Source organism: Roseibium suaedae, from assembly GCF_900142725.1.
Classification (GTDB): Bacteria; Pseudomonadota; Alphaproteobacteria; order Rhizobiales; family Stappiaceae; genus Roseibium; species Roseibium suaedae.
Genome location: NZ_FRBW01000003.1, coordinates 504,636 through 526,716 on the forward strand (window position 1 = coordinate 504,636; position 22,081 = coordinate 526,716).

Genomic DNA, 22,081 nt, shown 5'->3' on the forward strand with positions numbered 1-22,081 from the left:
AGTAATTTCCGGCCACACTGGCAGGGGAAATCTAAAGAGACCGGGCTTCAGCCGACCGGGTATCTGGCCTCACCGGTCGCAGCAAAGCTTGCGATATTATCCAAGGTTGTCTTCGCGATTGCGGACAGGGCCTCCCGGGTAAAGAACCCCTGGTGCCCGGTGATCAGCACATTCGGAAAGGTCAGCAGGCGGGCAAAAAGGTCATCCGGAATGATGGTGTTCGAAAGGTCCTCGAAGAAGAGGTCGCTTTCCTCCTCATAGACGTCCAGTCCGAGCGCCCCGATGCGGCCGCTCTTCAGACCCTCGATCACCGCCGCGGTTTCGATCACCGCCCCGCGGGACGTGTTGATCAGCATGACCCCCGGCTTCATCCGGGCAACCGCTTCCGCATTGATCAGATGCCGCGTCTGCGGGGTCAGCGGGCATTGCAGGGAAATGATATCCGCCTGTGCGATCAGCTCCTCGAAGGGCATATAGCTTGCCCCCATCGCCGTGCAGGCCGGATTGACCACCGGGTCGCTGGCGATCACCTTGCAGCCGAAGCCGGTCATGATGCCCGTCAGGATCTGTCCGATCAGCCCCGTGCCGACGATGCCCACCGTCCGCCCGTGAAAATCAAAGCCCATGAGACCGTCGAGCGCGAAATTGCCCTCCCGCACCCGGTTATAGGCCCGGTGGGTCTTGCGGTTGAGGGTCAGCATCAAGGCCACCGCATGCTCGGCGACCGCATAGGGCGAATAGGCCGGAACCCGGCAGACCGAAATGCCGAGCCGGGCGGCGGCCTCCAGATCCACGTTGTTGAACCCGGCAGATCGCATGGCCACCAGCTTGATGCCCATGGCGGCCAGGCTCTCAAGGACCGGAGCCGACAGGTCGTCATTGACGAAAGCGCAGACGGCCCCTGAGCCTTGCGCCAGCTTCACGCTGTCCTCGGTCAAATGCATGTCGTGGAAGACGAAAGTCAGCCCGGCTCCAGTCTCGGCTTGGGCCTGAGCATTGGCCTCCTCCAGAAAGCGGAGGTCATATGGCTTGGCACTGAAGACATCGACACGGAAGGAAGAGGACATGAAAAAGCTTTCACGGCAAGGACTTGGACAATTCAATTCAGATTAGGATGCAAATCTCCGGCAGACAACCTCGCGCACACCACTGGGCGTCAAAACTGGGCGCCAAAACAGAAAACCCCGGAGCATCGCCCCGGGGATTTCCAAATTGGTGACGTCCTTCAGGCTCAGCCGGTGAACGGACGGATGCCGTTGGCGTCCTGGATTTCCGTCGGCAGGCCGATGCGGTTCAAGATCGCCAGGAAGGGCTTGGGATCAAGCTCCTCGACGTTCTTCATCGTGCCCACGTCCCAGGTTCCGTCTGCGATCAGCATGGCAGCTGCAACTGGCGGAACACCGGCGGTGTAGCTGATGCCCTGGGAGCCGACCTCATTATAGGCGTCCTTGTGGTCCGCCACGTTGAAGATGAAGACTTCCGCATCCTTGCCGTCGGTCTTGCCCTTCACGAGGGTGCCGATGCAGGTCTTGCCTTCATAGTCAGGCGCAAGCGACGACGGGTCCGGCAGGACTGCCTTGACCAGTTTCAGCGGCACGACTTCCAACCCTTCCGCGGTGGTCACCGGCTTCTCGGAAAGAAGGCCGAGATTGTTCAGCACCGTGAAGACGTTGATGTAGTGATCGCCGAAGCCCATCCAGAAGCGGACATCCGCCTGCGGATAATTGGCTGACAGCGAATGCACTTCGTCGTGGCCGGTGAGATAGGCCTTCTGGGTTCCAACGACCGGAAGCTCCCACTCCGTGCCGACTTCGAACATCTTGTTTTCCTGCCAGGCGCCCTGCTGCCAGGAATAGACCGTGCCGGTAAATTCGCGGAAGTTGATTTCCGGATCGAAGTTGGTCGAGAACCAGCGGCCGTGAGAACCGGCATTGATATCCACGATATCGATGGACGCCGGTTCCTTGACGTAGTCGTCGATGGCCAGCTTGGCATAGGCGTTGACGACACCCGGATCAAAGCCGACGCCGAGGATCGCGGTCACACCCTTCTCCGCGCAAGCCTCACGGCGCTTCCACTCGTAGTTTCCGTACCACGGCGGGGTCTCGCAGATCTTGGCCGGGTCTTCATGGATGGCTGTGTCCATATAGGCAACACCCGCTTCCAGGCAGGCATCCAGCACATACATGTTGACGAAGGCGGAGCCGACATTGATGACGATCTGAACGCCGGTCTGCTTGATCAGCGAGACGACTTCAGACGTTTCCATCGCATTGAGGGCATGGGCTTCCAAAACGCCATCGACCTTCAGGCTGCCTTTCTCGCGGATACTTTCGATAATCCGCTCGCACTTCGATTTTGTCCGCGAAGCAATGTGAATGTCGCCGAGCAGGTCGTTGTTCTGCGCGCATTTATGCGCCACAACCTGTGCGACGCCACCGGCGCCGATGATGAGAATGTTGCGTTTCATTTCGCCCATAGTCCTCCTTAGGTCCAAAGGGTCTTCCAATTCGCCCGGCCGGGACTTGGCGGGCTGCATCCGGACGGCTCAGGAGAGAGCCGCCACGAAATCCTGATAGGAGAAGCTGCGGGCAACGTTCACCGTTCCGTCCAGCTCCTTCACTGCAATGGCCGGCATCTTCACGCCGTTGAACCAGTTCTTCTTCACCATCGTGTAGCCAGCGGCATCCTGCATGGACAGGCGGTCACCGGCCTTCAGTGGCTGCTCGAAGCGGAACTCGCCGAAAATGTCACCTGCCAGGCACGACTTGCCGCAGATCATCCACTCTTCCGGTCCGCTGTTTGGCGACATCTTGGCAGTCTCCCGATAGATCAGGAGATCCAGCATGTGCGCTTCGATCGAGCTGTCGACGATGGCCAGGTTCTTGCCGTTGTGGAGCGTGTCCAGCACGGTCACTTCCAGCGTGGTCGACTTGGTGATCGCCGCCTCGCCAGGCTCCAGGTAGACCTGAACCTCGTTCTCCCCCGCAAAGCGCTTCAGGCGCTCTGCCAGTTTTTCCAGCGGATAGCCTTCGCCGGTAAAATGAATACCGCCACCCAGGCTGATCCACTTCATGCCGCGGATCAGATGACCGAAACGCTGCTCGATATGACCGAGCATTCCGTCGAACCGGTCGAAGTCCGCATTCTCGCAATTGTTGTGGAACATAAAGCCTGAGACGAGATCCGCAACCCCGGCAATCTTCTCCGGATCATGTTCACCGAGGCGGGAGAAAGGCCGCGCCGGATCCGCGAGGTCGAAACTGGAGGTCGAAACACCCGGATTGACGCGCAATCCCCGCACGTGACCCGCAGATTGAGCCTCGAACCGGGTCAACTGACCAATCGTGTTGAAAAGGATCTTGTCGGAGGACGCCAGAACCTCATCGATCTCGTCATCCGCATAGGCGACGGAATAGGCATGGGTTTCGCCCGGGAACTTCTCCCGGCCGAGCTTTACTTCGAACAGGGAAGACGAGGTCGTCCCGTCCATGTACTGGCTCATGAAGTCAAACACGGACCAGGAGGCAAAGCACTTCAATGCCAGAAGGGATTTGGCGCCGGAATTTTCGCGCAGCCACGCGATCTTTTCCATGTTCGGCAGCAGCCGCGCCTTGTCGATGAGATAATAGGGAGTGGGGATCATCTCCAGCCCTTCCGAACACCAAGTGAGAGGGAACCAGCCAAGGGGGGCCGATTACCCGTTTTGGCCCCTGACCACAATGGGAAACATAGGTATCAGCGCGATTTATCAAGATTGAGCATGACAGGATTGCGAAGGCGGCAGAGGAAAATGACCTGTTGGCGGGAGGCAAGGGCAGCAAGGGCGCCTGAGTTTGATGAAAAACTGGCTTTCTTCTCGTTCGTCATGGTCGGGCTTGTCCCGACCATCTGCAAGCCATTGACTTCAATAGGTCCTCGGCACAAGGCCGAGGATGACGAATGGAGATGCTGCAGCTTTGCCGGCGGTCTGGGGCGACAAGGCTGCCGGTTTCGCCTCCCCCTTTCGCCGAACGCGCCTCTTGCCCTGATGCGCCGGACGGCGCAGTCTTCGCGGGCCTGCCGGAGTTGACCCATGCGCCGCCTGATCCAGATCCAGTCCATCACCCGCCGGAACAGGCATGAGGTGAACCGATTGATTTTCGACACGGTTGCGGCTCTTGGCGGTTGGGTGGACGATGTGCAGATGTATTCCAACATCATGAGCACCATCCGGCTGACGCTGTCGCTTGGGCGCTACTCGTTGTTGGCCGAGACACTGGCCGGCAGCGGCATCCCGATAGAGCTCCCCGACAGCCTGAAGGCCAACCCCAGCGAAACCCGCGAACAATCCGCCAGCCTTCAAATCACCTTCGTGCACAATGAACCGGACCTGAGGCGCGAGATCCCTGCGGTTCCGGGGTAGCTCGCCTCGCGAGGTCACGGCATGGACCCCATGGTCGCACCTAAAAAACTGCTCGTCGCACAGAACAACAAACGACCAGACACACCCTAGGATTGAAAATCTTTACCAGTCCCCGAAAGACAAATAATCTAAATGTTCCGTTTTCAGGTGTTAGTGGGAGAAAAGGATGGGGTGGAGGGGAACAATGCGTTCAATTGCTGCGGCAGCTCGCGCAGCAGAACGCGATGCGCAACGCAGACACAAACAAGAACAAAAAGAACAAATGATTGCAGACTCTGGAACAGCCGTAGAACAGTGGGAACAGTATATCGACGACCTCGTATCTATACACACTGACATGGTAGATATGATAGACTGGAGCGCTATGCGAAACCTGCCAGCGCCCATTCAACCAGTAAAAAGAAACGACAATCAAGTTCGTGCAGAAGAGAAACTAAGTGGCTTCAAACCCAGTATTTTTCATATCTTCCGTGGAGGCTCTCGAAAAATCCACTCAGAGCTTCAAGACGCGGTCACTGAAGCTTCCCAAAAAGACGATCAGATTTTCCAAACTCTTATCAATAAATACCATGCAGATTACGCCGAATGGGTAGACGACACAGAATTAGCCAAGAAACTCCTTAACGGAGAGGTCACAGCGATACGTCAGGTTATCGAAGAAATGCAATCTCTAACCTCTAAAGCCCTCATCGGCAGCGGGATTGACTTTTCTATCGGAGAAAATGTTGTCCATGCCCAACCTCAAGTGCACTCTGACGAGATCATTCCATCATTCCGAAGGAAGCAGCTTTCGAGTGGCAGACTCTCCGAAACCAAAATGCCAGTCGGTCAGTTTAATGAGCTCTATCAGGACTATGTTGCCAGCGTCGCACTAAAAACGGCAGGTGACCTTTTTCACATTCTGCCATTGCAAGAAATATACGTTACATGCATGGCAAACACTCTCAATTCAGAAACAGGCCACAAAGACTGGTCACCAATCATATCGGTTCACTTTGTCAGAGAAACATTTCTAAAGCTGAACCTATCCAAGATTGACCCATCAGATTCCTTGAGAAATTTTGGCACAATATGCAATTCTCAAAGACAAAAGGCTTTTCTCCTGTTTTATCTTTAAGTCCGGTCTAGTTTGCCCTACGGACGAACAAACCACCCAAGAGCTTTCCATGCCCATCACCACCCTTGGCTTTGATGCCGATGACACGCTCTGGCACAACGAGAGCGTGTTTCATCTGACCGAAGAACGCTTCGCAGCTCTTCTGGCTGACCATGCGGACAAGGCCCGGCTTCAGGAGCAGCTGCTGGCAGCGGAGCGGCGGAACCTCAAGCACTATGGCTATGGCATCAAGGGCTTCGTGCTCTCCATGATCGAGACGGCGCTAGAGGTCACCGAAGGCAAAGCGCCCGGTGCGGTGATCTCTCAGATCCTGGACGCAGGCCGCGATATGATGACCCACCCGGTCGAGCCCCTGCCCCATGTCACGGAGACCTTGTCCGTCCTGAAGGACGACTACCGCCTCGTGCTGATCACCAAGGGCGACCTGTTCGATCAGGAGCGGAAGATTGCCGAATCCGGTCTTGCCGACTGGTTCGATGCCATCGAGATCGTCTCGGAAAAATCAGCTGCGACCTACAGGACCCTGTTTGCCCGCCATGGCTCCGGACCGTCTGAAGCCCTCATGACCGGCAACTCCGTCAAGTCGGACATCCTGCCCGCGCTGGAAGCCGGAAGCATCGGGGTGCATGTGCCTTATGCGATCACCTGGGGACTGGAGCGGGCCGAAGCGCCAGCCAATCATGACCGCTTCCACCGGCTAGACCACATCGGCAAGCTGCCGGAGCTTTTGACGCGGCTAGGACAGGACGGCATGTGGTCCTGACCAAAGTCGTCCGGCTATAGGCAGCGGGACTGTTTCGCCTAGTCGTCCTCCGGCTTCTCAACCGGTCCGCCCTTGGCAGCCCAGTCATTGAACCCGTCCTTGAGGTGGGCACAGGCAAAGCCCATGTCGTTGAGGGTGGCAACCGTCAGCGCCGAGCGCCAGCCGGAAGCGCAATGGAAGACGAAGGTCTTCTGCTCGGCAAAGACCGGCTTGAAATAGGGGCTGTCCGGGTCGACCCAGAATTCGGCCATGCCGCGCGGGCAATGGAAACTGCCGGGAATGAAACCGGAGCGTTGCCGCTCGCGAATGTCGCGGAGATCCACGATGACCACATCCGGGTCGGCCAGCATGTCGATCGCCGCCAGCGTCTCGATCTCCCGGATGCGCGCCCTGGCGCGCTTGACCAGTTCGCCGGACGAAATCTTCAGACCTGTCATCGCGTTTCTCCTCCTCTTGAACTCCAGCGCCTGTCTCCCTCAGAACGCCGGATGATTTGTCTCGCCTTGGTGGTGATCGCTCGGCGTCAGGCCTTGCGCTCCCAGCCGCCGCTGTCCGTCTGCTGCCAGTAGGTCAGGGCAAAGCCTTCCGCCTTGACGGCCTTCCACAGCGCACGGGCATCGGCCAGCGCTTCCGGATCATTGCCGTCGAACATGTAGACCGCCCGCTGATAAGCCTGAAGAGGCGGCGGCACCGCCCTGTCGACCAGAAAGCGGACGGTTGCCTCGTTCGGATTGTCCTGTCCGTCCGTCAGATAGACCGGCTGCATCTCTGCATAGCCATCTTCTTTCGTGCCATGCGGCAGGAAGCTGTCCCCATCGAAGGTCCACAGATGCTCGTTCAAGGCCGCGCAGCGCTCGGGCGTCCCTGTCTGCACCACGACCTTCCAGTCCCGCTCCAGACATTTCAACAGAAGTTTTGGCAGCGCGGCTTCCAGCGGCTGATGCAGCAAATGATAGAAAAGAACTTCGACACTCATCCCGGATCCATGCAGCCAGACATCGCAGAAAAGGCCGCCACCGGCTTGCCCCCATTAACCCCTGCCCCATGTGATGCCGCGTTGCAACACCTTGAAGCTGTTTGATTCAAGGCTAGTTTCCGTCATGGACAGGACAAACGAGTCGTATCATTAACCCTTCGCAAATGTCGATTGGCTAGGTGTTTCTGGTCGGGGACATTCCGTGACAAAGGTCACGGTTTCCGCATCGGGCGAAGGATTACGGTGGTGTCCGGTGCTCTTGGGGGTTTTTATGATCGCACGCGTATTGGTGTTTTTTGCTCTCGTCTTCGCCATGGCTGGCGCAACTGCCGGAATGGGTCTCATCGTGACCGAAGAGGCAACTGCCTGCCACGCCTACAAGGCTTGCTGAGCCTGGCAGCTGGACAGAATTCGAGCGCATTAAAAAAACCCGCCGTTTCCGGCGGGTTTTTTGTTGGGGTCCGTGTTTCAGATTGAAGCCTCATCCCATTCCGGGCGTCACCCCGGCCAAGCGAAGCGCGAGCCGGGGCCTACTTGCAAACGCTTCCCGGCAAAAGCTGGCTTCGCCTCCGAAAGACTTCCGGCGGAAAGGTTTCCCAATCTAGTCCTGCGCGGAAGGAAGGACGCTAAAAATACAATCGCTCTGCGAATGAGTAGGCCCCGGATCTTCGCTTCGCTGCGTCCGGGGTGACATCCGGACTTCAGTGTCACGAGGACAGCGCACCTCCCGCAACGGTCCCGGCTCGAAGGCCGGGACTGCGCGAGAACAGGCCGGAAGATCCGGCCCCTTTTTCAGACCTCGTAGAAATCTGCGACCAGACGGTCGAGCAGACGCACGCCGTAGCCAGTGGCCCAGCTCTGGTTGTACTCGTGCTTGGCCGGACCGAAAGCCGTGCCGGCAATGTCCAGGTGCGCCCAGGTCACGTTGTTGGTGAAACGCTGCAGGAACTGCGCTGCGGTGATGGAGCCACCCATCCGGCCCCCGGTGTTCTTCACATCCGCATTGGGTGTGTCGATCAGCTTGTCATAGGCCTTGGACAACGGCATGCGCCACACAGTTTCCCCTGAGGACTTGCCTGCGGCATTCAGCCGATCCGCCAGCTCGTCATTGTTGGAATACATGCCCGCGTGCTCGTGCCCGAGGGCAACCAGAACCGCACCGGTCAGAGTCGCAAGATCGATCATGAAGGCGGGCTTGAAACGCTCCTGGGTGTACCAGAGCGCATCGGCCAGAACGAGGCGGCCTTCCGCATCCGTGTTGAGGATCTCGATGGTCGTGCCGGACATGGCGGTCAGGATGTCGCCCGGACGATAGGCACCTGCATCCGGCATGTTCTCGACGAGGCCGATCACACCCACCACATTGACCTTGGCCTTGCGGCCTGCCAGCGCATGCATGAGACCTGTCACGGCCGCAGCGCCGCCCATGTCGCCCTTCATCTCGTCCATGCCGGCACCCGGCTTGATCGAGATGCCGCCGCTATCGAAAACCACGCCCTTGCCGACGAAGGCCAGAGGCGCATCGTCCTTCTTGCCGCCGTTCCAACGCATGATCGCAAGGCGCGGAGGACGGGCAGAGCCCTGAGCAACGCCGAGGAGCGCACCCATCTTCAGCTTCTTCAGTTCTTTCTCGCCGAGGATCTCGACCTCGACGCCGAGCTTTTCCAGCTCCTTTGCCTTCTCGGCAAACTCGACGGTGCCAAGGTCGTTCGGCGGCAGGTTGACGAGATCGCGGGCAAGGCAAACGCCTCCGGACACGGCCTCATAGCGGCTCCAGGCCTTCTTGGCGGCCTTCGGATCCTCAACGGCAAACTCGATCTTGACGTTCACCGGAGCGTCTTCCCCGGCCTTGGGGCTCTTGTAGGCATCGAATACATAAGAGCGCAGCACCGCCCCCATGGCAACGAGCGCAGCCTTGTCCGCATCGACAGGCGCTTCGCCCGGCAGGTCGAAGACCACGGTGACGCGCGCGGCCTTGGCAGACAAGGCACAGGCCTGGATGGAGCCACCGAGCTTCAGCCAGTCTTCTTCTGCATAGACGGCAAGGTCACCCGTGCCGAACACGAAGAGGCGGTCGAGCGAAAGACCGGCGGGAGCAATCAGATCCAGCGAGCTGCCCTTCTTGCCGGAAAAACCGGCAACGGCGGCGGGGCGCGCAAGGCCACCGGCCAGCGGCGCAACAAGCTCGGCAGCCACCTTGCCAAGGGCAAGCTCTTCGCCCGCCAGAACAACCACGATGCCGTCCTGCGGCGCTTCCGCCTTTGCAAATGAGATCTTCGTCAGCTTGCTCATGTTGGCTCACATTTTCCTTATTTCATGACAAGTGTCTGACGGGACAGGAGTTGCCCCGAACAGACACGCAACGGTTTTGCGATCATGCACCTGCCACACCATATCCAGCAAGAGCAGCAAAAATTAATTGCCGTTAACCAAGCTTGTTGAGATCCCCTTCACCAAAAACCATGTTATTGCAGGGGGAATGCCGGCAGCTTGACCGGCCCAGAAGGTTGTCATACTCAGCGGCATGAAAATCCTCGAGCGCTATATCATCCGCCGTGCCTTCATGGTTTTTGCCATGACACTCGCGGCCATGACCGGCGTGGTCTGGGCAACCCAGGCCCTGCGCCAGCTCGATCTGGTAACCTCCAAGGGCCAGACGCTGATCCAGTTCATCTCCATCACCATGCTCGCCATGCCGTTCCTGGTGGTGATCGTTGCGCCCTTCGCGCTGATGATCGCCCTGGTCCTCGTGCTCAATGCGCTCTCCGGCGACAGCGAACTGATCGTGATCAACGCCACAGGCGGCTCGCGCTTTCTGGTGCTGAAGCCCGTGCTGATCTTCGCCGTCACGGTGATGGTCCTTTGCGGCACGCTGTCGCTTTATGTGGCACCACTCGGCTTGTCCCAGCTGCGCGAGGAAATCACCCGTGTGCGTGCGGATCTGGTTGCCAACATTGTCCAGCCCGGCCGGTTCATCTCTGTCGAGGATGGCCTGACCTTCCACATCCGCAACCGCTCGGGCAACGGCACGCTGGAAGGCCTGCTTCTGCATGACATCCGCGAGCCGGACTCCGCCTTCACCTATCAGGCGGAAACCGGCCATATCGTTGAAATGCAGAACCGGACCCTGCTGGTGATGCAGAACGGCACGATCCAGCGCAAGCCGCAGGCGGATGGAGACATTTCCATCGTACGCTTTCAGTCCTATGCCTTTGACCTCTCCAGCCTGATTCCTCAGGCCTCCACGCCGGTCTACAAGGCAAGCGAACGATCGACGGCCGATCTCATGTCCCCGTCCCCGGATGATGCCTATGCTACGCAGCATCCGGACAAGCTTCTCCAGGAGCTGCATGAGCGCTTCAGCCAGCCGCTCTATCCGGTTGCCTTCAGCCTGATCGTTTTCGCCTTCCTTGGCCGGGTGCGCACCACCAGGCAAAACCGCAACATGGCGGTTCTGGGGGCCATCGTCGGCTGTGTCACCCTGCGCACCGCCGGCTTCGGGGTCACGGCAATCGCTGGCGAAGGCGTCCTGACCACCGCCCTGCTCTATTTCGTCCCGCTGCTTGGAATTGTCCTGTCCATGTGGACCATTCTCAAGGATGAGCGCCTGACGCCGCCCAAGTGGGCAGGAAACCGTCTCGAGGCGATCGGCGAGTGGATCGAGCGGGTGACTGACCGCATCAACGGCCGCACCAACGGGGTTTCATAAGACCATGATCCTCGGACGCACGCTCACGCTCTATTTCTCCGGCAAGTTCCTGAAGGCCATCCTGGGCCTCTTCCTGCTTGCCGCGGTCCTGATCTATCTCTTCGACGTGCTGGAACTTGTCCGGCGTGCCGGAGACCGGGAAGGCTTCTCGGTTCTGCGCGTTGCCATGATCTCGCTTCTGCGCGTCCCTCTTCTTCTGGAACAGGTCATCCCGTTTGCAGTCCTGTTCGGGTCGATCGCCAGCTTTGTCGCTCTCAGCCGTGCGCTGGAACTGGTCGTGACGAGAGCTGCCGGCATCTCCGTCTGGCAGTTCACCCTCCCCGCCATTCTGGTGGGCTTGCTTCTCGGCATCCTGTCGATCACCGCCTACAATCCGGCTGCGGTCTGGCTGCAACAGAAATCGGATGAAGTCGCCTCGGGCCTGTTCGGCTCGGACCAGAGCATGCTGATGAGCTCAACAGGCGATGTCTGGGTCCGTCAGGACGGCCTGGACGGCGAATCCGTTCTGCGGGCGCAACAGCTCATGGATGGCGGAGAGCGTCTTCAGGGTGTGACGATCTTCACCTTTGACCATTCAGGAACCTTCCAGGAGCGCATCGAAGCCCGGGAAGCCGTGCTTAGCCAGCAGCTGTGGAACCTGAAGGACGTGACCGTCTACACAACTGATGCCGATCCGCAACACTATGGATCCTATTCGGTCAGCACCTACCTCACACCGACGGAAGTGCGCGAGAGCATCGGCTCTCCCGAATCGATTTCCTTCTGGAATCTGCCCCGGTTTATCGAGCTGGCCAGTAACGCAGGTCTGCCAGCCTATCGATATGCCTTGCAATATCAGACGCTTCTGGCTCGTCCCCTGCTTTTGGTGGCCATGATCCTGATTGCGGCGGCAGTTTCCCTTAAAGTTTCACGCTTCGGAGGCTTGGGCCGGATGATTCTGGGTGGAATCCTTTCCGGCTTCGTGCTTTACGTTCTATCGGAGCTCGCGAAGGACTTTGGCGGAGCGGGGATTGTACCGCCAATTGTCGCCGCCTGGGCTCCTGGGGTCTTTGGAGTGCTCATGGGGCTTACAATCCTGCTGAATCAGGAAGATGGGTGAAGATCGAGTGACTAGTGCTTCTTCCATGGTCCTGGCCCTGGATAAGGGGTTTACCACGCGCAGGTCTGTTGCGACCGCGCGAACCCTGCTGTTTTGCCTTGGCCTGTCCGTTTCCACGCTGACACTGATCGCCGCCGCCCCGGTTGCGCAGGCGCAGGACGTGCTTGCCCAGCAGCTTGGCGGAAAAGTGCGCGACGACGCACAAATGCTGCTGGAATCCAGCCAGATCACCTATGACTTCGACCGGGACCTGATCATTGCCAGTGGCAAGGTCCAGATCTTCTATGACGGCTATACGGTCGAAGCCGACCGCATCGTCTATGACCGCAAGAACGGCAAGATGTCCGCGCGTGGCAACGTCATCATGACCGAGCCGGACGGAAACGTGGTGCAGAGCCATGAGCTCGCCCTGTCCGAGGACTTCGCCAACGTCTTTGCCGAGACCCTGCAGATCGACACGCCCCAGCGCACCCGCTTCCTGGCGGAGCGCGCAAACCGCACCGACAACAACGTCACGACGTTCGAGAACGGCATCTACACGGTCTACACCCGGCCGACAAACCCGCCGGACAAGCCTCCGCTGTGGCGCATCCGGGCGGCGAAGATCATTCACAATCAGCAGGAAAAGACGATCGAGTACGAGGATGCCTCGTTCGAGCTCTTTGGCGCATCTGTTGCCTACCTGCCCTATTTCTCGATGCCTGACCCTACGGTCAAGCGCAAGTCGGGCTTCCTCATTCCAGGTGGCGTGACCTCCAACAAGCTGGGCGTTGGCGCCGTTGTTCCCTATTACTGGGCGCTCAGCCCCAATTACGACCTGACAACCACTGTCGCTCCGATGTCCAAGCAGGGCGTGCTGGGTGACGCCGCCTTCCGGCACCGTCTCTCCAACGGCATGTATACGGTCAGCGTTGCTGGTCTGGTTCAGTCCAGTCCGGGCGAGTTCGACGGCACCAGCGGTGACCGGCGCTTCCGCGGCGCGATCAACACAACCGGCTCCTTCCAGCTCACCGAGAACTGGAAGTACGGCTGGGACATCACCTACAAGAGCGACCGCTCGTTCTTTGACGACTATTCCTTCGTCAGCTTCGACGACAATGGCGAGACCAGCGAAGTCTATCTGTCCGGAAATACGCTCCGGAACGGGCTGAGCTTCCGTGGCTACGCCTTCTCCCTGTCGCAGGAGGACTACACCACCACCGGCGTCAACGATCCGAGCTCTGCCTTCTCCCCGATTGGCCAGTCCCTTCAGGAAAAGCAGCCGATCGTCGCGCCGGTCATTGACTACAACTTTGTCTTCGATGATCCGGTTGCAGGTGGGGAACTCTCGCTCACGAGCAATTTCACATCGCTTACCCGCTCCGAGACAGACGCCTTTCAGTCCACGGGTTCGAACGTCGACCGCTTCCGCGGCGTTGACGGCACGTTCTCCCGTCTCAGCGTCAGATCCGACTGGCGCCGGACCTTTATTGACCCGATCGGCCAGGTCTTCACGCCCTTTGCCTATGTCCGCGGCGATCTGTTCTTCCTGGCGTCCGCCGACAAGAATGTGGCAGCCCTGACGGACGAGGCCTTTGTCGGCCGTGCGATGCCTGCTGCCGGTCTCGAATACCGCTATCCGTTCCTCGCGACGTTTGACGGCGGCAACCAGGTTCTGGAGCCGATTGCCCAGGTCGTCGTGCGTCCGAACGAGCAGCGTATCGGCGAGTTGCCGAACGAAGATGCGCAAAGCCTCGTCTTTGATGCCACGACCCTCTTCGACACGGACAAGTTCTCTGGTTTCGACCGCGCAGAAGGTGGTTCGCGCCTCAATGTTGGTCTTAGCTACAAGCTGCAGCTTGATGAGGGCTATTACCTCAGCACGCTCTTTGGCCGCTCCTACCAGATCGCCGGCGAGAACTCCTACGCCACGGCCGATCTTGTCGGCACCAGCATCAATTCCGGTCTTGCGACCGGCAAGTCCGACTATGTCGGCAGCATGTATCTGGACACCTATTATGGCGTGAAGCTGGGCGCTCAGGCCCGCCTTGACGACAAGGACTTCAGCGTGCGCCGCTTCCAGGCCCAGGCAACCGGCACCTACGGGCCGGTGGTGTCCTCGCTCGCCTATGCTTTCCTCGGCAAGCAGCCGGACCTTGGCATCAACGATCCCCGTGAGGAAATCGTCGGCTCAGCCAGCCTCCGGCTTGAGGAAAACTGGCGTGTCTTCGGTTCCATGCGTTATGATCTGGAGAACAAGGACATCGTTCAGAACGGTCTTGGCGTCGGCTACGACGACGAGGGCTTCTCCATGTCCGTGTCCTACGCGGAAGACCGCAGCCGCAACAATGGCGGTGACGTCGACCGGATGTTCTACCTGCGCCTTGGCCTGAGAACCATTGGCAGCACGCAGGTCTCGTCCGGCTCTCTGGATTGATGGCACTTTCGAACCGGAGACCGCTGTCGGCCTCCGGTTTTCGCAGGTTGAGGAGACCTGATGCCATCATTCCGCCGCAGCAATGGCCTTTCTGGGCGGCTCGCGGCCGGAAGAATTCGCCCCCGGACGCCCGCACCCTTTGAAATTGCTTGCTGGTTGTGCAAAATCAGGGAAACGAAATTTGAAATGCCGGTACGGCAGTCCCGTCCCCGCATGTATTTCAGGATTGATTGGAAAAGGTCTCGATGCGCATCACCCTTTCGACCCTCAGTCTGGCTCTGGCACTGGCTGTCGCCACTCCCTTGGCTGGTCCCGTCGCCACGGCAAGTGCCGCGACCATTGAGGTCGTCGTCAACGACAAGGCCATCACAACCTACGAGATCCAGCAGCGCGCCCGACTGATCACCCTGACCCAGCGCAAGAGCGGCGCGGTTGCCCAGAAGCTGGCAAAGGAAGAACTGGTCAACGATGTGCTTCAGCTCACTGAAGCAAACCGCGTCGGCGTACGTGTGTCACAGGCCGAAGTGGATGGCGCCTTTGCCAACATCGCCCGAAGCGTCAAGCTCACCCCTTCCCAGCTTGCGCAGGCCCTGGGCCAGAGCGGCGTGAAGGCAGATACCCTGAAGGAGCGCCTGCGCGCACAGCTCGCCTGGGTCCAGACCGTCCGCCGGCGTTTCCAGGCCGATGTTCACATCAACGAAAGCGATGTCATCGCGGCCCTGCGCAAGTCCGACAAGGCAGAAAAAGCCACGAGCATGGAATATGACCTGCGCCAGGTCATCGTGGTCGTACCGTCCAAGTCTTCGGGCAGCTTCAAATCCAAGCGCAAGAACGAGAGCGACCAGATCCGCAAGGCCTTCAATGGCTGCGACACTGCCGGACCTGTCCTGGCGAAATACAGCGAAGTTGTCATGAAGCCTGTCGGCCGCCGTCTGGAGACCGAGTTGCCAGGCAACCTGAAGGACGACATCGAAAAGACCGAACCGGGCCGGCTGACCAAACCGCAACAGACCGGCAAGGGCTATGAAATGATTGCCGTCTGCTCCAAGCGCGAACTTCAGTCGGACATTGCCGCCCGCACGGAAGTCGAGAACGAACTGCGCGCCAAGGAAGGCGAAGCCATGTCCCGCCGCTACCTGATGGAACTGCGCAGCCGGGCCACCATTATCGAACGCTGATCATGGCCCGCGACAAGATCTCCCTCGCCGTGACCTGCGGCGAGCCTGCGGGCATTGGCCCGGACATTACCCTGCTCGCATGGAGCGCCCGCAAGGCCCTTGGTCTGCCGTCCTTCTATCTGAGGGCGGATCCCGGTTTCATCGCCCGCCGCGCCAAACGGCTCGGTCTCGATGTTCCGATCCAGGCCGTTGAGCCTGAGGATGCCGCGTCCGTCTTCGCCAAGAGCCTTCCGATTGTACCAACAGGCTCGGGCCTGGAAGACACGCCGGGCGTCGAGGCGCCCGCCTCGGCCGCCAGCGTGATCACCTCCATCGAAGCCTGTGTCGAGGATTGTGCCAAGGGCAGAGCCAGCGCGGTCGTGACCAACCCGATCAACAAGGCAGCGCTCTATGGTGCAGGCTTCACCTATCCGGGTCACACGGAATTTCTCGGCCATCTTGCCACACGCCACTGGCCGGGAGCGAGTGCTACGCCGGTGATGATGATTGCCGGCCCCAGCCTGATGGTCGTTCCGGTCACCATTCACATCGCAATCGCCGAAGTGCCTGCCGCGCTGACACAGGACCTGATCCTCGAGACGGCACGGATCACCGCAGCCGATCTGAAGACCCGCTTCGGCATCCCCTCGCCGCGTCTGGCCTTTTGCGGGCTGAACCCGCATGCGGGCGAGAATGGCGCCATGGGCCAGGAAGAACTGACGGTCATCACGCCCGCGCTTGAAATCCTGCGCGCCGAAGGCATTGACGCCATTGGTCCGCTGCCCGCCGACACCATGTTCCACCCGCGTGCGCGGGAGAGCTATGATGTGGCGCTCGGCATGTATCATGATCAGGTTCTGGTTCCGGCAAAGACCATCGGCTTTGACGATGCGGTGAATGTCACCCTCGGCCTGCCTTTCGTTCGCACCTCGCCGGACCATGGCACTGCCTATGGCCTTGCCGGCACGGGCAAGGCCCGCCCAGACAGTTTTGCAGCCGCCCTGCGCATGGCCGCAGCCCTAGCCAATCCCGGAGCGCTCTGATGGCTCAGATCGATGACCTGCCGCCTCTCAGAGACGTGATCGCCCAGCATGGATTGGATGCGAAGAAGTCCCTTGGCCAGAACTTCCTGCTCGACCTCAACCTGACGTCCCGCATTGCCCGGGCTGCTGCTCCCCTCGAGGACTGCACGGTTCTGGAGGTCGGTCCCGGTCCCGGCGGGCTCACCCGCGCGCTTCTTGCAGCCGGTGCCAAGCGCGTCGTGGCGATCGAGAAGGACACGCGCTGCCTGCCGGCCCTGGCAGAAGTCTCTGCCCATTATGACGGACGGCTGGAGGTGATCGAAGGCGATGCGCTGAAGATCGATCCGGTGAAGATTGCGGGCGGCGACAGGATCAAGATCGTCGCCAACCTGCCCTATAATGTCGGCACCCAGCTTCTGCTCAACTGGATCACCACGCCGCAGTGGCCGCCCTTCTGGGATTCACTGACGCTGATGTTCCAGAAGGAAGTCGGTGAGCGCATCGTTGCCCGCCCCGGCTCCAAGGCCTATGGGCGGCTTGGCGTTCTGGCAGGCTGGCGCACGGAAGCCAGCATGCTCTTTGACCTCAACCCCAAGGCCTTCACACCGCCTCCGAAGGTCACATCGACGGTCGTGCATCTGTTGCCGCGCAAGGAGCCGGAACCCTGCTCCCAGAAGGCGCTGGAGCGCGTGACCGCAGCCGCCTTCGGCCAGCGCCGCAAGATGCTGCGCGCCAGCCTCAAGTCCCTTGGTGGCCCGACCGAAGCCGTGATCGAGGAGGCAGGCCTCCTGCCGACCGCCCGCGCCGAAGAGATCGACATTTCCGGCTTTGTCAGACTGGCAAACGGTTTTGAAGCTGCGCAAAAGCGCGGGTGAGGCAAGAAACTGGCCGATTGATGTCGGGACTATAGGGACGCCGGAAAAACCCGTCGCGGACCTACAGATACTTCTGCAATTCCGTCCTTGAAGGACTTGATCCTACAAACCGTTCGCTCACCTTTCCTCTTTGAGAGGCGATGCATTTCAGAGGCGGAACGGCATGGATGCCATGGTCCAGCCATGGCAGGACGGCGATGGAGGGAACGTCTCAAGAGACAGGGAATGCCTGTCCAGTTTCCATGTTATCCCCCCTGTTCGTCACCCCGGACGCAGCGCAGCGAAGATCCGGGGCCTACTCATTTGCAGAGCGTTCATGTCAGGGAAGAAACCGGGCTTTGCCTGGATCGATCGGTCAATGTGGCAACGGGTGCTCAATCTCAAATAGAACCCGTTGTATGCCAGACCTCGAGTAGGCCCCGGGTCTCGCTTCACTCGCCCGGGGTGACATGCAGAAGGACACCTTCGCCCTCACACCTTCGCCTGATCCGGTTCCCGGAACTGCAGGTCACACAGACGGCGGTAGATGCCATCAGCGGCGTAGAGTGACGCGTGCGTGCCGCTTTCGGCAAGACGGCCACGGTCCATGACATGGATTTCGCCTGCGTCACGCACGGTGGCCAGTCGGTGGGCGATCACAAGCGTCGTGCGGCCCTGCATCAGCCGGGTCAAGGCTGACTGGACCTTCGCCTCGGATTCCGCATCCAGTGCCGATGTCGCCTCGTCCAGAAGCAGGATCGGAGCATTGCGGAGCATGGCACGGGCAATGGCGATGCGCTGGCGCTGGCCGCCGGAGAGCCGGCCTCCTCCCTCACCCGTCATCGCATCGTAGCCGCCAGGCTGGGCGATGATGAACTCGTGGGCGTTGGCGTCACGGGAAGCTTGAAGGATTTCCTCTTCGCTCGCCTCGGGGCGTCCAAGAGCAATGTTCTCCCGGATAGTCATGTCGAACAGGATCGTATCCTGGGTGACCATGGCGATGTTCCGGCGCAGCGAGGCGACCGTTACCTTGGAAATGTCCTGGCCGTCGATCTCGATGGTACCGGACTGGGGATCGTAGAACCGTTCGACCAGCGAGAAGAGTGTCGACTTGCCCGCTCCCGAGGAGCCGACAAGCGCAGTCATCTTGCCAGCCTGCGCCGTGAGCGTCAGGCCATGAAGGGCGGGCCGCTCACCATAGGCAAAATGCACGTCCGTGTAGCGCACCTCCCCGCGGCTGACGATCAAATCGACCGCACCCGGCGCATCGCGCAAGGCCGGGACATCGTCGATCAGATCATACATGAGCTTCACACCGACGAGACCGTTGTTCAGGTTCACATGCAGACGCGCCAGCCGCTTGGCCGGATCATAGGCAAGCAGAAGTGCCGTGATGAAGGCAAAGAAGGCACCGGGATCCTGTCCCCGGTTCACCACCGAATAGCCGCCATAGAGAATGACCAGCGCGATGGCGAAGCCGCCGAGAGTTTCCATCAGCGGGGAGGTGCGCGCCGTCAGGGCAGCAATCTTGTTGGACTGCTTCTCCACATCGGCGATCGCCGTGTCCATCTCGTGCTGCATGCGCGGCTCGATGCCAAAGGCCTTGACGATCCGCACCCCCAGCGCCGTTTCCTGCACAACAGAGAGAATGCGCGAGGTCGAGACAAACTGGGACTTGGCGTGTTTGCGCACGCGCTTGACCAGCAGCGTCACCCCGAAGACGGCGGGCGGCATGATGGTCAGGGACAGCAAGGACAGGAGCGGATCCTGGACAATCATCACCGACACCAGACCGATGATGGTCAGGATGTCCCGGCCAACGGTCACGACAAGCATGTCAATGACAGAACGGGCAGCGCCCGTGTTGTGCTGGATGCGCGTGCTCAGTTCCCCGAGCGGAGTGCGGTCGAAATAGGACAGGTCCTGTTCCAGAACTCGCGAGAAAAGCCGCCTTTGGCAATCGGCAACAATGGCGTTGCCGATGCGGCTCAGAACCACGGTCTGACCGTAGGTCGCAATGCCCTTGACGGTGAAGATCACCATCACGATGGCAGCGACCGAATAGATCATCCAGGGATCGCGGTTGATGAAGACCTGATTGATCACGTCTTTCATGATCCAGGCGCTGGCAGCGGTGGAGCCGGCCACAAGACCCATGAAGACGAAGGCGATCACATAGCGCCGGAAATAGGCCCTGGCATTCTCGAGGAAGAGACGGCGGATCAACTGGAACGACCCGTCAGGATCGGTAACAAACGCCCATTTGCGAGGGTTGAGCACGTCGGCGCCCTTTCATGCGGAAGGGCCGGTTACCCGGCCCCTCACTGATGACATCACGATTGTCGGCCAAGAAACCGCTCCGAATGTCGGGACACACGGAGCGCTTTGCAAGCCTCAGTTGGCCGGCATGTTCAGGCGCAGGTGCAATTCGCGCAGCTGAGCCTGGGTCGGCGGGGTCGGAGCGCCCATCAGAAGGTCCTGCGCCTGCTGGTTCATCGGGAACAGCGAGATTTCGCGCAGGTTCTTGGCGCCGACCAGCAGCATGATGATGCGGTCCACACCGGCAGCCATGCCGCCATGGGGCGGAGCGCCGTACTGGAACGCACGGTAGAGACCGCCGAAACGCTCTTCCACGTCCTGGGCACTCAGACCGACCTTTTCGAAGGCCTTGACCATCAGGTCCGGAGACTGGTTACGGATCGAGCCGGAGGCGATTTCGAAGCCGTTACAGACCATGTCGTACTGGAAGGCCTTGATCGTCAGCGGATCCTGGTTTTCCAGCGCGTCCATGCCGCCCTGGGGCATGGAGAACGGGTTGTGAGCGAAGTCGAGCTTCTTCTCGTCCTCGTTCCATTCGTAGAACGGGAAGTCCACGATCCAGCACAGCTCGAACCGGTCGCGGTCGACCAGATCCAGGTCTTCACCGGCGCGGGTGCGGGCTTCGCCTGCGAACTTGTAGAACTTGGACGGATCACCGGCGACAAAGAAGGCGGCATCGCCGTCTTCCAGACCCAGCTGCTGACGCAGGGCCTCGGTGCGCTCTTCACCAATGTTCTTGGCGATCGGGCCTGCGCCCTCCAGCTTGTCACCTTCCTTGCGCCAGAAGATGTAGCCGAGACCCGGCTGGCCCTGACCCTGAGCCCAGGAGTTCATGCGGTCGCAGAAGGCGCGGGAGCCGCCGGTCTTGGCCGGAATGGCCCAGACCTGGTTCTTGTCTTCTTCCAGCATGCGGGCAAAGATCTTGAAGCCCGAGCCTTTGAAATGTTCGGAGACTTCCTGCATCACGATCGGGTTGCGCAGGTCCGGCTTGTCGGAGCCATACATGCGGATCGAGTCATCATAAGCGATGCGGCGGAATTCCTGGGTCACCGGCTTGCCTTCGGCAAACTCTTCGAACAGGCCGCGGATCACCGGCTCCATGGTGGTCCAGACGTCTTCCTGGGTGACGAAGCTCATTTCCAGGTCGAGCTGGTAGAATTCGCCCGGCAGACGGTCTGCACGCGGGTCTTCATCGCGGAAGCACGGAGCGATCTGGAAGTAGCGGTCGAAACCGGCCATCATCAGAAGCTGCTTGTACTGCTGCGGGGCCTGCGGCAGGGCATAGAAGGTGCCTGCGTGAATGCGGCTCGGGACCAGGAAGTCGCGCGCGCCTTCCGGAGAAGAGGCGGTCAGGATCGGCGTCGAATATTCGGTGAAGCCGGTCTTGGTCATCTCGCGGCGCATGGCGGCGATCACCTGGGTGCGCTTGACGATGTTCTTGTGCAGCGTTTCGCGGCGCAGGTCCAGGAAGCGGTAGGTCAGGCGGATGTCTTCCGGATATTCCTGCTCACCGAAGACCGGCAGCGGCAATTCCTTGGACGCGCCGAGAATCTCGATGTCACGGATGAACAGCTCGATCTCGCCGGTCGGCAGGTTGCTGTTCACGGTCTCAGCCGTACGGGCCTTCACTTCGCCGTCGATGCGGATGCACCACTCGGAACGGACCGTTTCGGCCAGCTTGAAGGCGGCGCTGTCCGGATCGACCACGCACTGGGTCATGCCGTAATGGTCGCGAAGGTCGATGAACAGCAGGCCACCGTGATCGCGGACGCGATGAACCCAGCCGGACAGGCGAACGGTTTCGCCGACATGGGTGGCGCGCAGATCGCCGCACGTGTGGCTACGGTAGCGGTGCATGGTGTCCTCGATAGTTTTATGCCAACAGAATAGGGTCGCCGCCTGCGCACAGCAGGCCGCGTTGGCTGGAAAAGCCACGTCGGCAGGCCAAAGTCAAGGGATTGGGCCGTGGCAAAGCGCCTTATCGACCGGTAGAGACAGCAGAACGCGACAGAACGGAGCAAAAGAAGGAGGGACAGGGATCTGTACAATTTCCCAATCGGTTCACTGCCTCGCGTCTCGCCTTCCACTCCGGTTCCAACAGAACCTCATTGCGTTGCAAAGCTATTCCCACTCAAACCGTCACCCCGGCCAAGCGCAGCGCGAGCCGGGGCCCACTCGCGGAGCTTCTTGCTGAAGCGGTAACATCAGGGACAACCGCACTCTCTCTGCGAATGAGTGGGCCCC

General features: G+C 60.0%; 18 protein-coding genes. 9 read left to right on the plus strand and 9 right to left on the minus strand.

Features of this window, described 5'->3' with window-relative positions; genetic code table 11:
- Window positions 1-47: 47 nt before the first annotated feature.
- The 4 genes from BUA94_RS15710 to BUA94_RS23895 all read right to left on the minus strand — a co-directional run bounded on the left by BUA94_RS15710 (window position 48) and on the right by BUA94_RS23895 (window position 3,870).
- Window positions 48-1,067: a 2-hydroxyacid dehydrogenase gene (locus BUA94_RS15710; protein WP_073014256.1), complete on the minus strand. Its 1,020-nt coding sequence runs from the start codon at window positions 1,065-1,067 to the stop codon at window positions 48-50.
- Window positions 1,068-1,231: 164 nt separating this feature from the next.
- Entirely contained in the window at window positions 1,232-2,470 is a 1,239-nt protein-coding gene (locus BUA94_RS15715; RefSeq protein ID WP_073014415.1) for a saccharopine dehydrogenase family protein, read from the minus strand.
- 78 nt (window positions 2,471-2,548) lie between these two features.
- The gene (locus tag BUA94_RS15720) at window positions 2,549-3,646 is read right to left on the minus strand and encodes a carboxynorspermidine decarboxylase (protein WP_175558063.1); all 1,098 of its coding nucleotides are present in this window, start codon (window positions 3,644-3,646) and stop codon (window positions 2,549-2,551) included.
- A 92-nt stretch (window positions 3,647-3,738) separates the two neighbouring features.
- Window positions 3,739-3,870: a hypothetical protein gene (locus tag BUA94_RS23895; protein WP_268877524.1), complete on the minus strand. Its 132-nt coding sequence runs from the start codon at window positions 3,868-3,870 to the stop codon at window positions 3,739-3,741.
- Window positions 3,871-4,075: 205 nt separating this feature from the next.
- Here BUA94_RS23895 and BUA94_RS15725 point away from each other — a divergent pair, with 205 nt between their 5' ends.
- The 3 genes from BUA94_RS15725 to BUA94_RS15735 all read left to right on the plus strand — a co-directional run bounded on the left by BUA94_RS15725 (window position 4,076) and on the right by BUA94_RS15735 (window position 6,285).
- Window positions 4,076-4,405 (plus strand): hypothetical protein, encoded by a 330-nt coding sequence (locus tag BUA94_RS15725; RefSeq protein WP_073014257.1) that lies wholly within the window; start codon window positions 4,076-4,078, stop codon window positions 4,403-4,405.
- Window positions 4,406-4,589: 184 nt separating this feature from the next.
- Window positions 4,590-5,522 carry a hypothetical protein gene (locus tag BUA94_RS15730; RefSeq protein WP_208980114.1) on the plus strand — a complete coding sequence of 311 codons (933 nt, stop codon included), beginning with the start codon at window positions 4,590-4,592 and terminating at the stop codon, window positions 5,520-5,522.
- A 49-nt stretch (window positions 5,523-5,571) separates the two neighbouring features.
- Complete coding sequence (locus BUA94_RS15735) at window positions 5,572-6,285, plus strand: HAD family hydrolase (protein ID WP_073014258.1); 714 nt, start codon at window positions 5,572-5,574, stop codon at window positions 6,283-6,285.
- Window positions 6,286-6,323: 38 nt separating this feature from the next.
- Here BUA94_RS15735 and BUA94_RS15740 read toward each other — a convergent pair whose 3' ends face one another.
- From BUA94_RS15740 to BUA94_RS15750, 3 genes are all read right to left on the minus strand, one after another.
- Window positions 6,324-6,722: a rhodanese-like domain-containing protein gene (locus tag BUA94_RS15740; protein ID WP_073014259.1), complete on the minus strand. Its 399-nt coding sequence runs from the start codon at window positions 6,720-6,722 to the stop codon at window positions 6,324-6,326.
- An 86-nt stretch (window positions 6,723-6,808) separates the two neighbouring features.
- Window positions 6,809-7,261, minus strand: coding sequence for a DNA polymerase III subunit chi (locus BUA94_RS15745; protein ID WP_073014260.1), 453 nt, complete (start codon window positions 7,259-7,261; stop codon window positions 6,809-6,811).
- Between the two features lie 792 nt (window positions 7,262-8,053).
- Window positions 8,054-9,553, minus strand: a complete 1,500-nt coding sequence (locus BUA94_RS15750) for a leucyl aminopeptidase (RefSeq protein WP_073014261.1) — start codon at window positions 9,551-9,553, stop codon at window positions 8,054-8,056.
- Between the two features lie 232 nt (window positions 9,554-9,785).
- On the opposite strand from BUA94_RS15750, the gene lptF reads away from it, so the two are divergent.
- From lptF to rsmA, 6 genes are all read left to right on the plus strand, one after another.
- Window positions 9,786-10,970 (plus strand): LPS export ABC transporter permease LptF, encoded by a 1,185-nt coding sequence (gene lptF, locus BUA94_RS15755; protein ID WP_073014262.1) that lies wholly within the window; start codon window positions 9,786-9,788, stop codon window positions 10,968-10,970.
- Window positions 10,971-10,974: 4 nt separating this feature from the next.
- On the plus strand, window positions 10,975-12,069 hold the full coding sequence (lptG, locus tag BUA94_RS15760; protein WP_073014263.1) for an LPS export ABC transporter permease LptG: 1,095 nt from the start codon (window positions 10,975-10,977) through the stop codon (window positions 12,067-12,069).
- Window positions 12,070-12,076: 7 nt separating this feature from the next.
- Window positions 12,077-14,485: an LPS-assembly protein LptD gene (locus tag BUA94_RS15765; RefSeq protein ID WP_208980115.1), complete on the plus strand. Its 2,409-nt coding sequence runs from the start codon at window positions 12,077-12,079 to the stop codon at window positions 14,483-14,485.
- A gap of 245 nt (window positions 14,486-14,730) precedes the next feature.
- Window positions 14,731-15,663, plus strand: coding sequence for a SurA N-terminal domain-containing protein (locus tag BUA94_RS15770; RefSeq protein WP_084082083.1), 933 nt, complete (start codon window positions 14,731-14,733; stop codon window positions 15,661-15,663).
- A gap of 2 nt (window positions 15,664-15,665) precedes the next feature.
- On the plus strand, window positions 15,666-16,685 hold the full coding sequence (gene pdxA / locus BUA94_RS15775) for a 4-hydroxythreonine-4-phosphate dehydrogenase PdxA (protein WP_073014264.1): 1,020 nt from the start codon (window positions 15,666-15,668) through the stop codon (window positions 16,683-16,685).
- Window positions 16,685-17,539 (plus strand): 16S rRNA (adenine(1518)-N(6)/adenine(1519)-N(6))-dimethyltransferase RsmA, encoded by an 855-nt coding sequence (gene rsmA, locus BUA94_RS15780; RefSeq protein WP_073014265.1) that lies wholly within the window; start codon window positions 16,685-16,687, stop codon window positions 17,537-17,539. The genes pdxA and rsmA overlap by 1 nt, the downstream gene beginning before the upstream one ends.
- Before the next feature lie 471 nt (window positions 17,540-18,010).
- On the opposite strand, the gene BUA94_RS15785 is transcribed toward rsmA, so the two are convergent.
- Both BUA94_RS15785 and aspS read right to left on the minus strand, forming a co-directional pair.
- Window positions 18,011-19,798 carry an ABC transporter ATP-binding protein gene (locus BUA94_RS15785; protein WP_073014266.1) on the minus strand — a complete coding sequence of 596 codons (1,788 nt, stop codon included), beginning with the start codon at window positions 19,796-19,798 and terminating at the stop codon, window positions 18,011-18,013.
- Between the two features lie 114 nt (window positions 19,799-19,912).
- Window positions 19,913-21,694 (minus strand): aspartate--tRNA ligase, encoded by a 1,782-nt coding sequence (gene aspS / locus BUA94_RS15790; protein ID WP_073014267.1) that lies wholly within the window; start codon window positions 21,692-21,694, stop codon window positions 19,913-19,915.
- Between the last annotated feature and the right edge of the window lie 387 nt (window positions 21,695-22,081).

Excerpts from the sequence above, each read along its gene's own strand:
- BUA94_RS15730 (WP_208980114.1), top strand. The coding sequence starts at position 4,590 with ATGCGTTCAATTGCTGCGGCAGCTCGCGCAGCAGAACGCGATGCGCAA.
- BUA94_RS15710 (WP_073014256.1), bottom strand. The coding sequence starts at position 1,067 with ATGTCCTCTTCCTTCCGTGTCGATGTCTTCAGTGCCAAGCCATATGAC.
- rsmA (WP_073014265.1), top strand. The coding sequence starts at position 16,685 with ATGGCTCAGATCGATGACCTGCCGCCTCTCAGAGACGTGATCGCCCAG.
- aspS (WP_073014267.1), bottom strand. The coding sequence starts at position 21,694 with ATGCACCGCTACCGTAGCCACACGTGCGGCGATCTGCGCGCCACCCAT.
- BUA94_RS15740 (WP_073014259.1), bottom strand. The coding sequence starts at position 6,722 with ATGACAGGTCTGAAGATTTCGTCCGGCGAACTGGTCAAGCGCGCCAGG.
- BUA94_RS15725 (WP_073014257.1), top strand. The coding sequence starts at position 4,076 with ATGCGCCGCCTGATCCAGATCCAGTCCATCACCCGCCGGAACAGGCAT.
- lptG (WP_073014263.1), top strand. The coding sequence starts at position 10,975 with ATGATCCTCGGACGCACGCTCACGCTCTATTTCTCCGGCAAGTTCCTG.
- BUA94_RS15770 (WP_084082083.1), top strand. The coding sequence starts at position 14,731 with ATGCGCATCACCCTTTCGACCCTCAGTCTGGCTCTGGCACTGGCTGTC.
- BUA94_RS15750 (WP_073014261.1), bottom strand. The coding sequence starts at position 9,553 with ATGAGCAAGCTGACGAAGATCTCATTTGCAAAGGCGGAAGCGCCGCAG.
- BUA94_RS23895 (WP_268877524.1), bottom strand. The coding sequence starts at position 3,870 with ATGACGAACGAGAAGAAAGCCAGTTTTTCATCAAACTCAGGCGCCCTT.
- BUA94_RS15715 (WP_073014415.1), bottom strand. The coding sequence starts at position 2,470 with ATGAAACGCAACATTCTCATCATCGGCGCCGGTGGCGTCGCACAGGTT.
- BUA94_RS15745 (WP_073014260.1), bottom strand. The coding sequence starts at position 7,261 with ATGAGTGTCGAAGTTCTTTTCTATCATTTGCTGCATCAGCCGCTGGAA.
- BUA94_RS15735 (WP_073014258.1), top strand. The coding sequence starts at position 5,572 with ATGCCCATCACCACCCTTGGCTTTGATGCCGATGACACGCTCTGGCAC.
- pdxA (WP_073014264.1), top strand. The coding sequence starts at position 15,666 with ATGGCCCGCGACAAGATCTCCCTCGCCGTGACCTGCGGCGAGCCTGCG.
- lptF (WP_073014262.1), top strand. The coding sequence starts at position 9,786 with ATGAAAATCCTCGAGCGCTATATCATCCGCCGTGCCTTCATGGTTTTT.
- BUA94_RS15720 (WP_175558063.1), bottom strand. The coding sequence starts at position 3,646 with ATGATCCCCACTCCCTATTATCTCATCGACAAGGCGCGGCTGCTGCCG.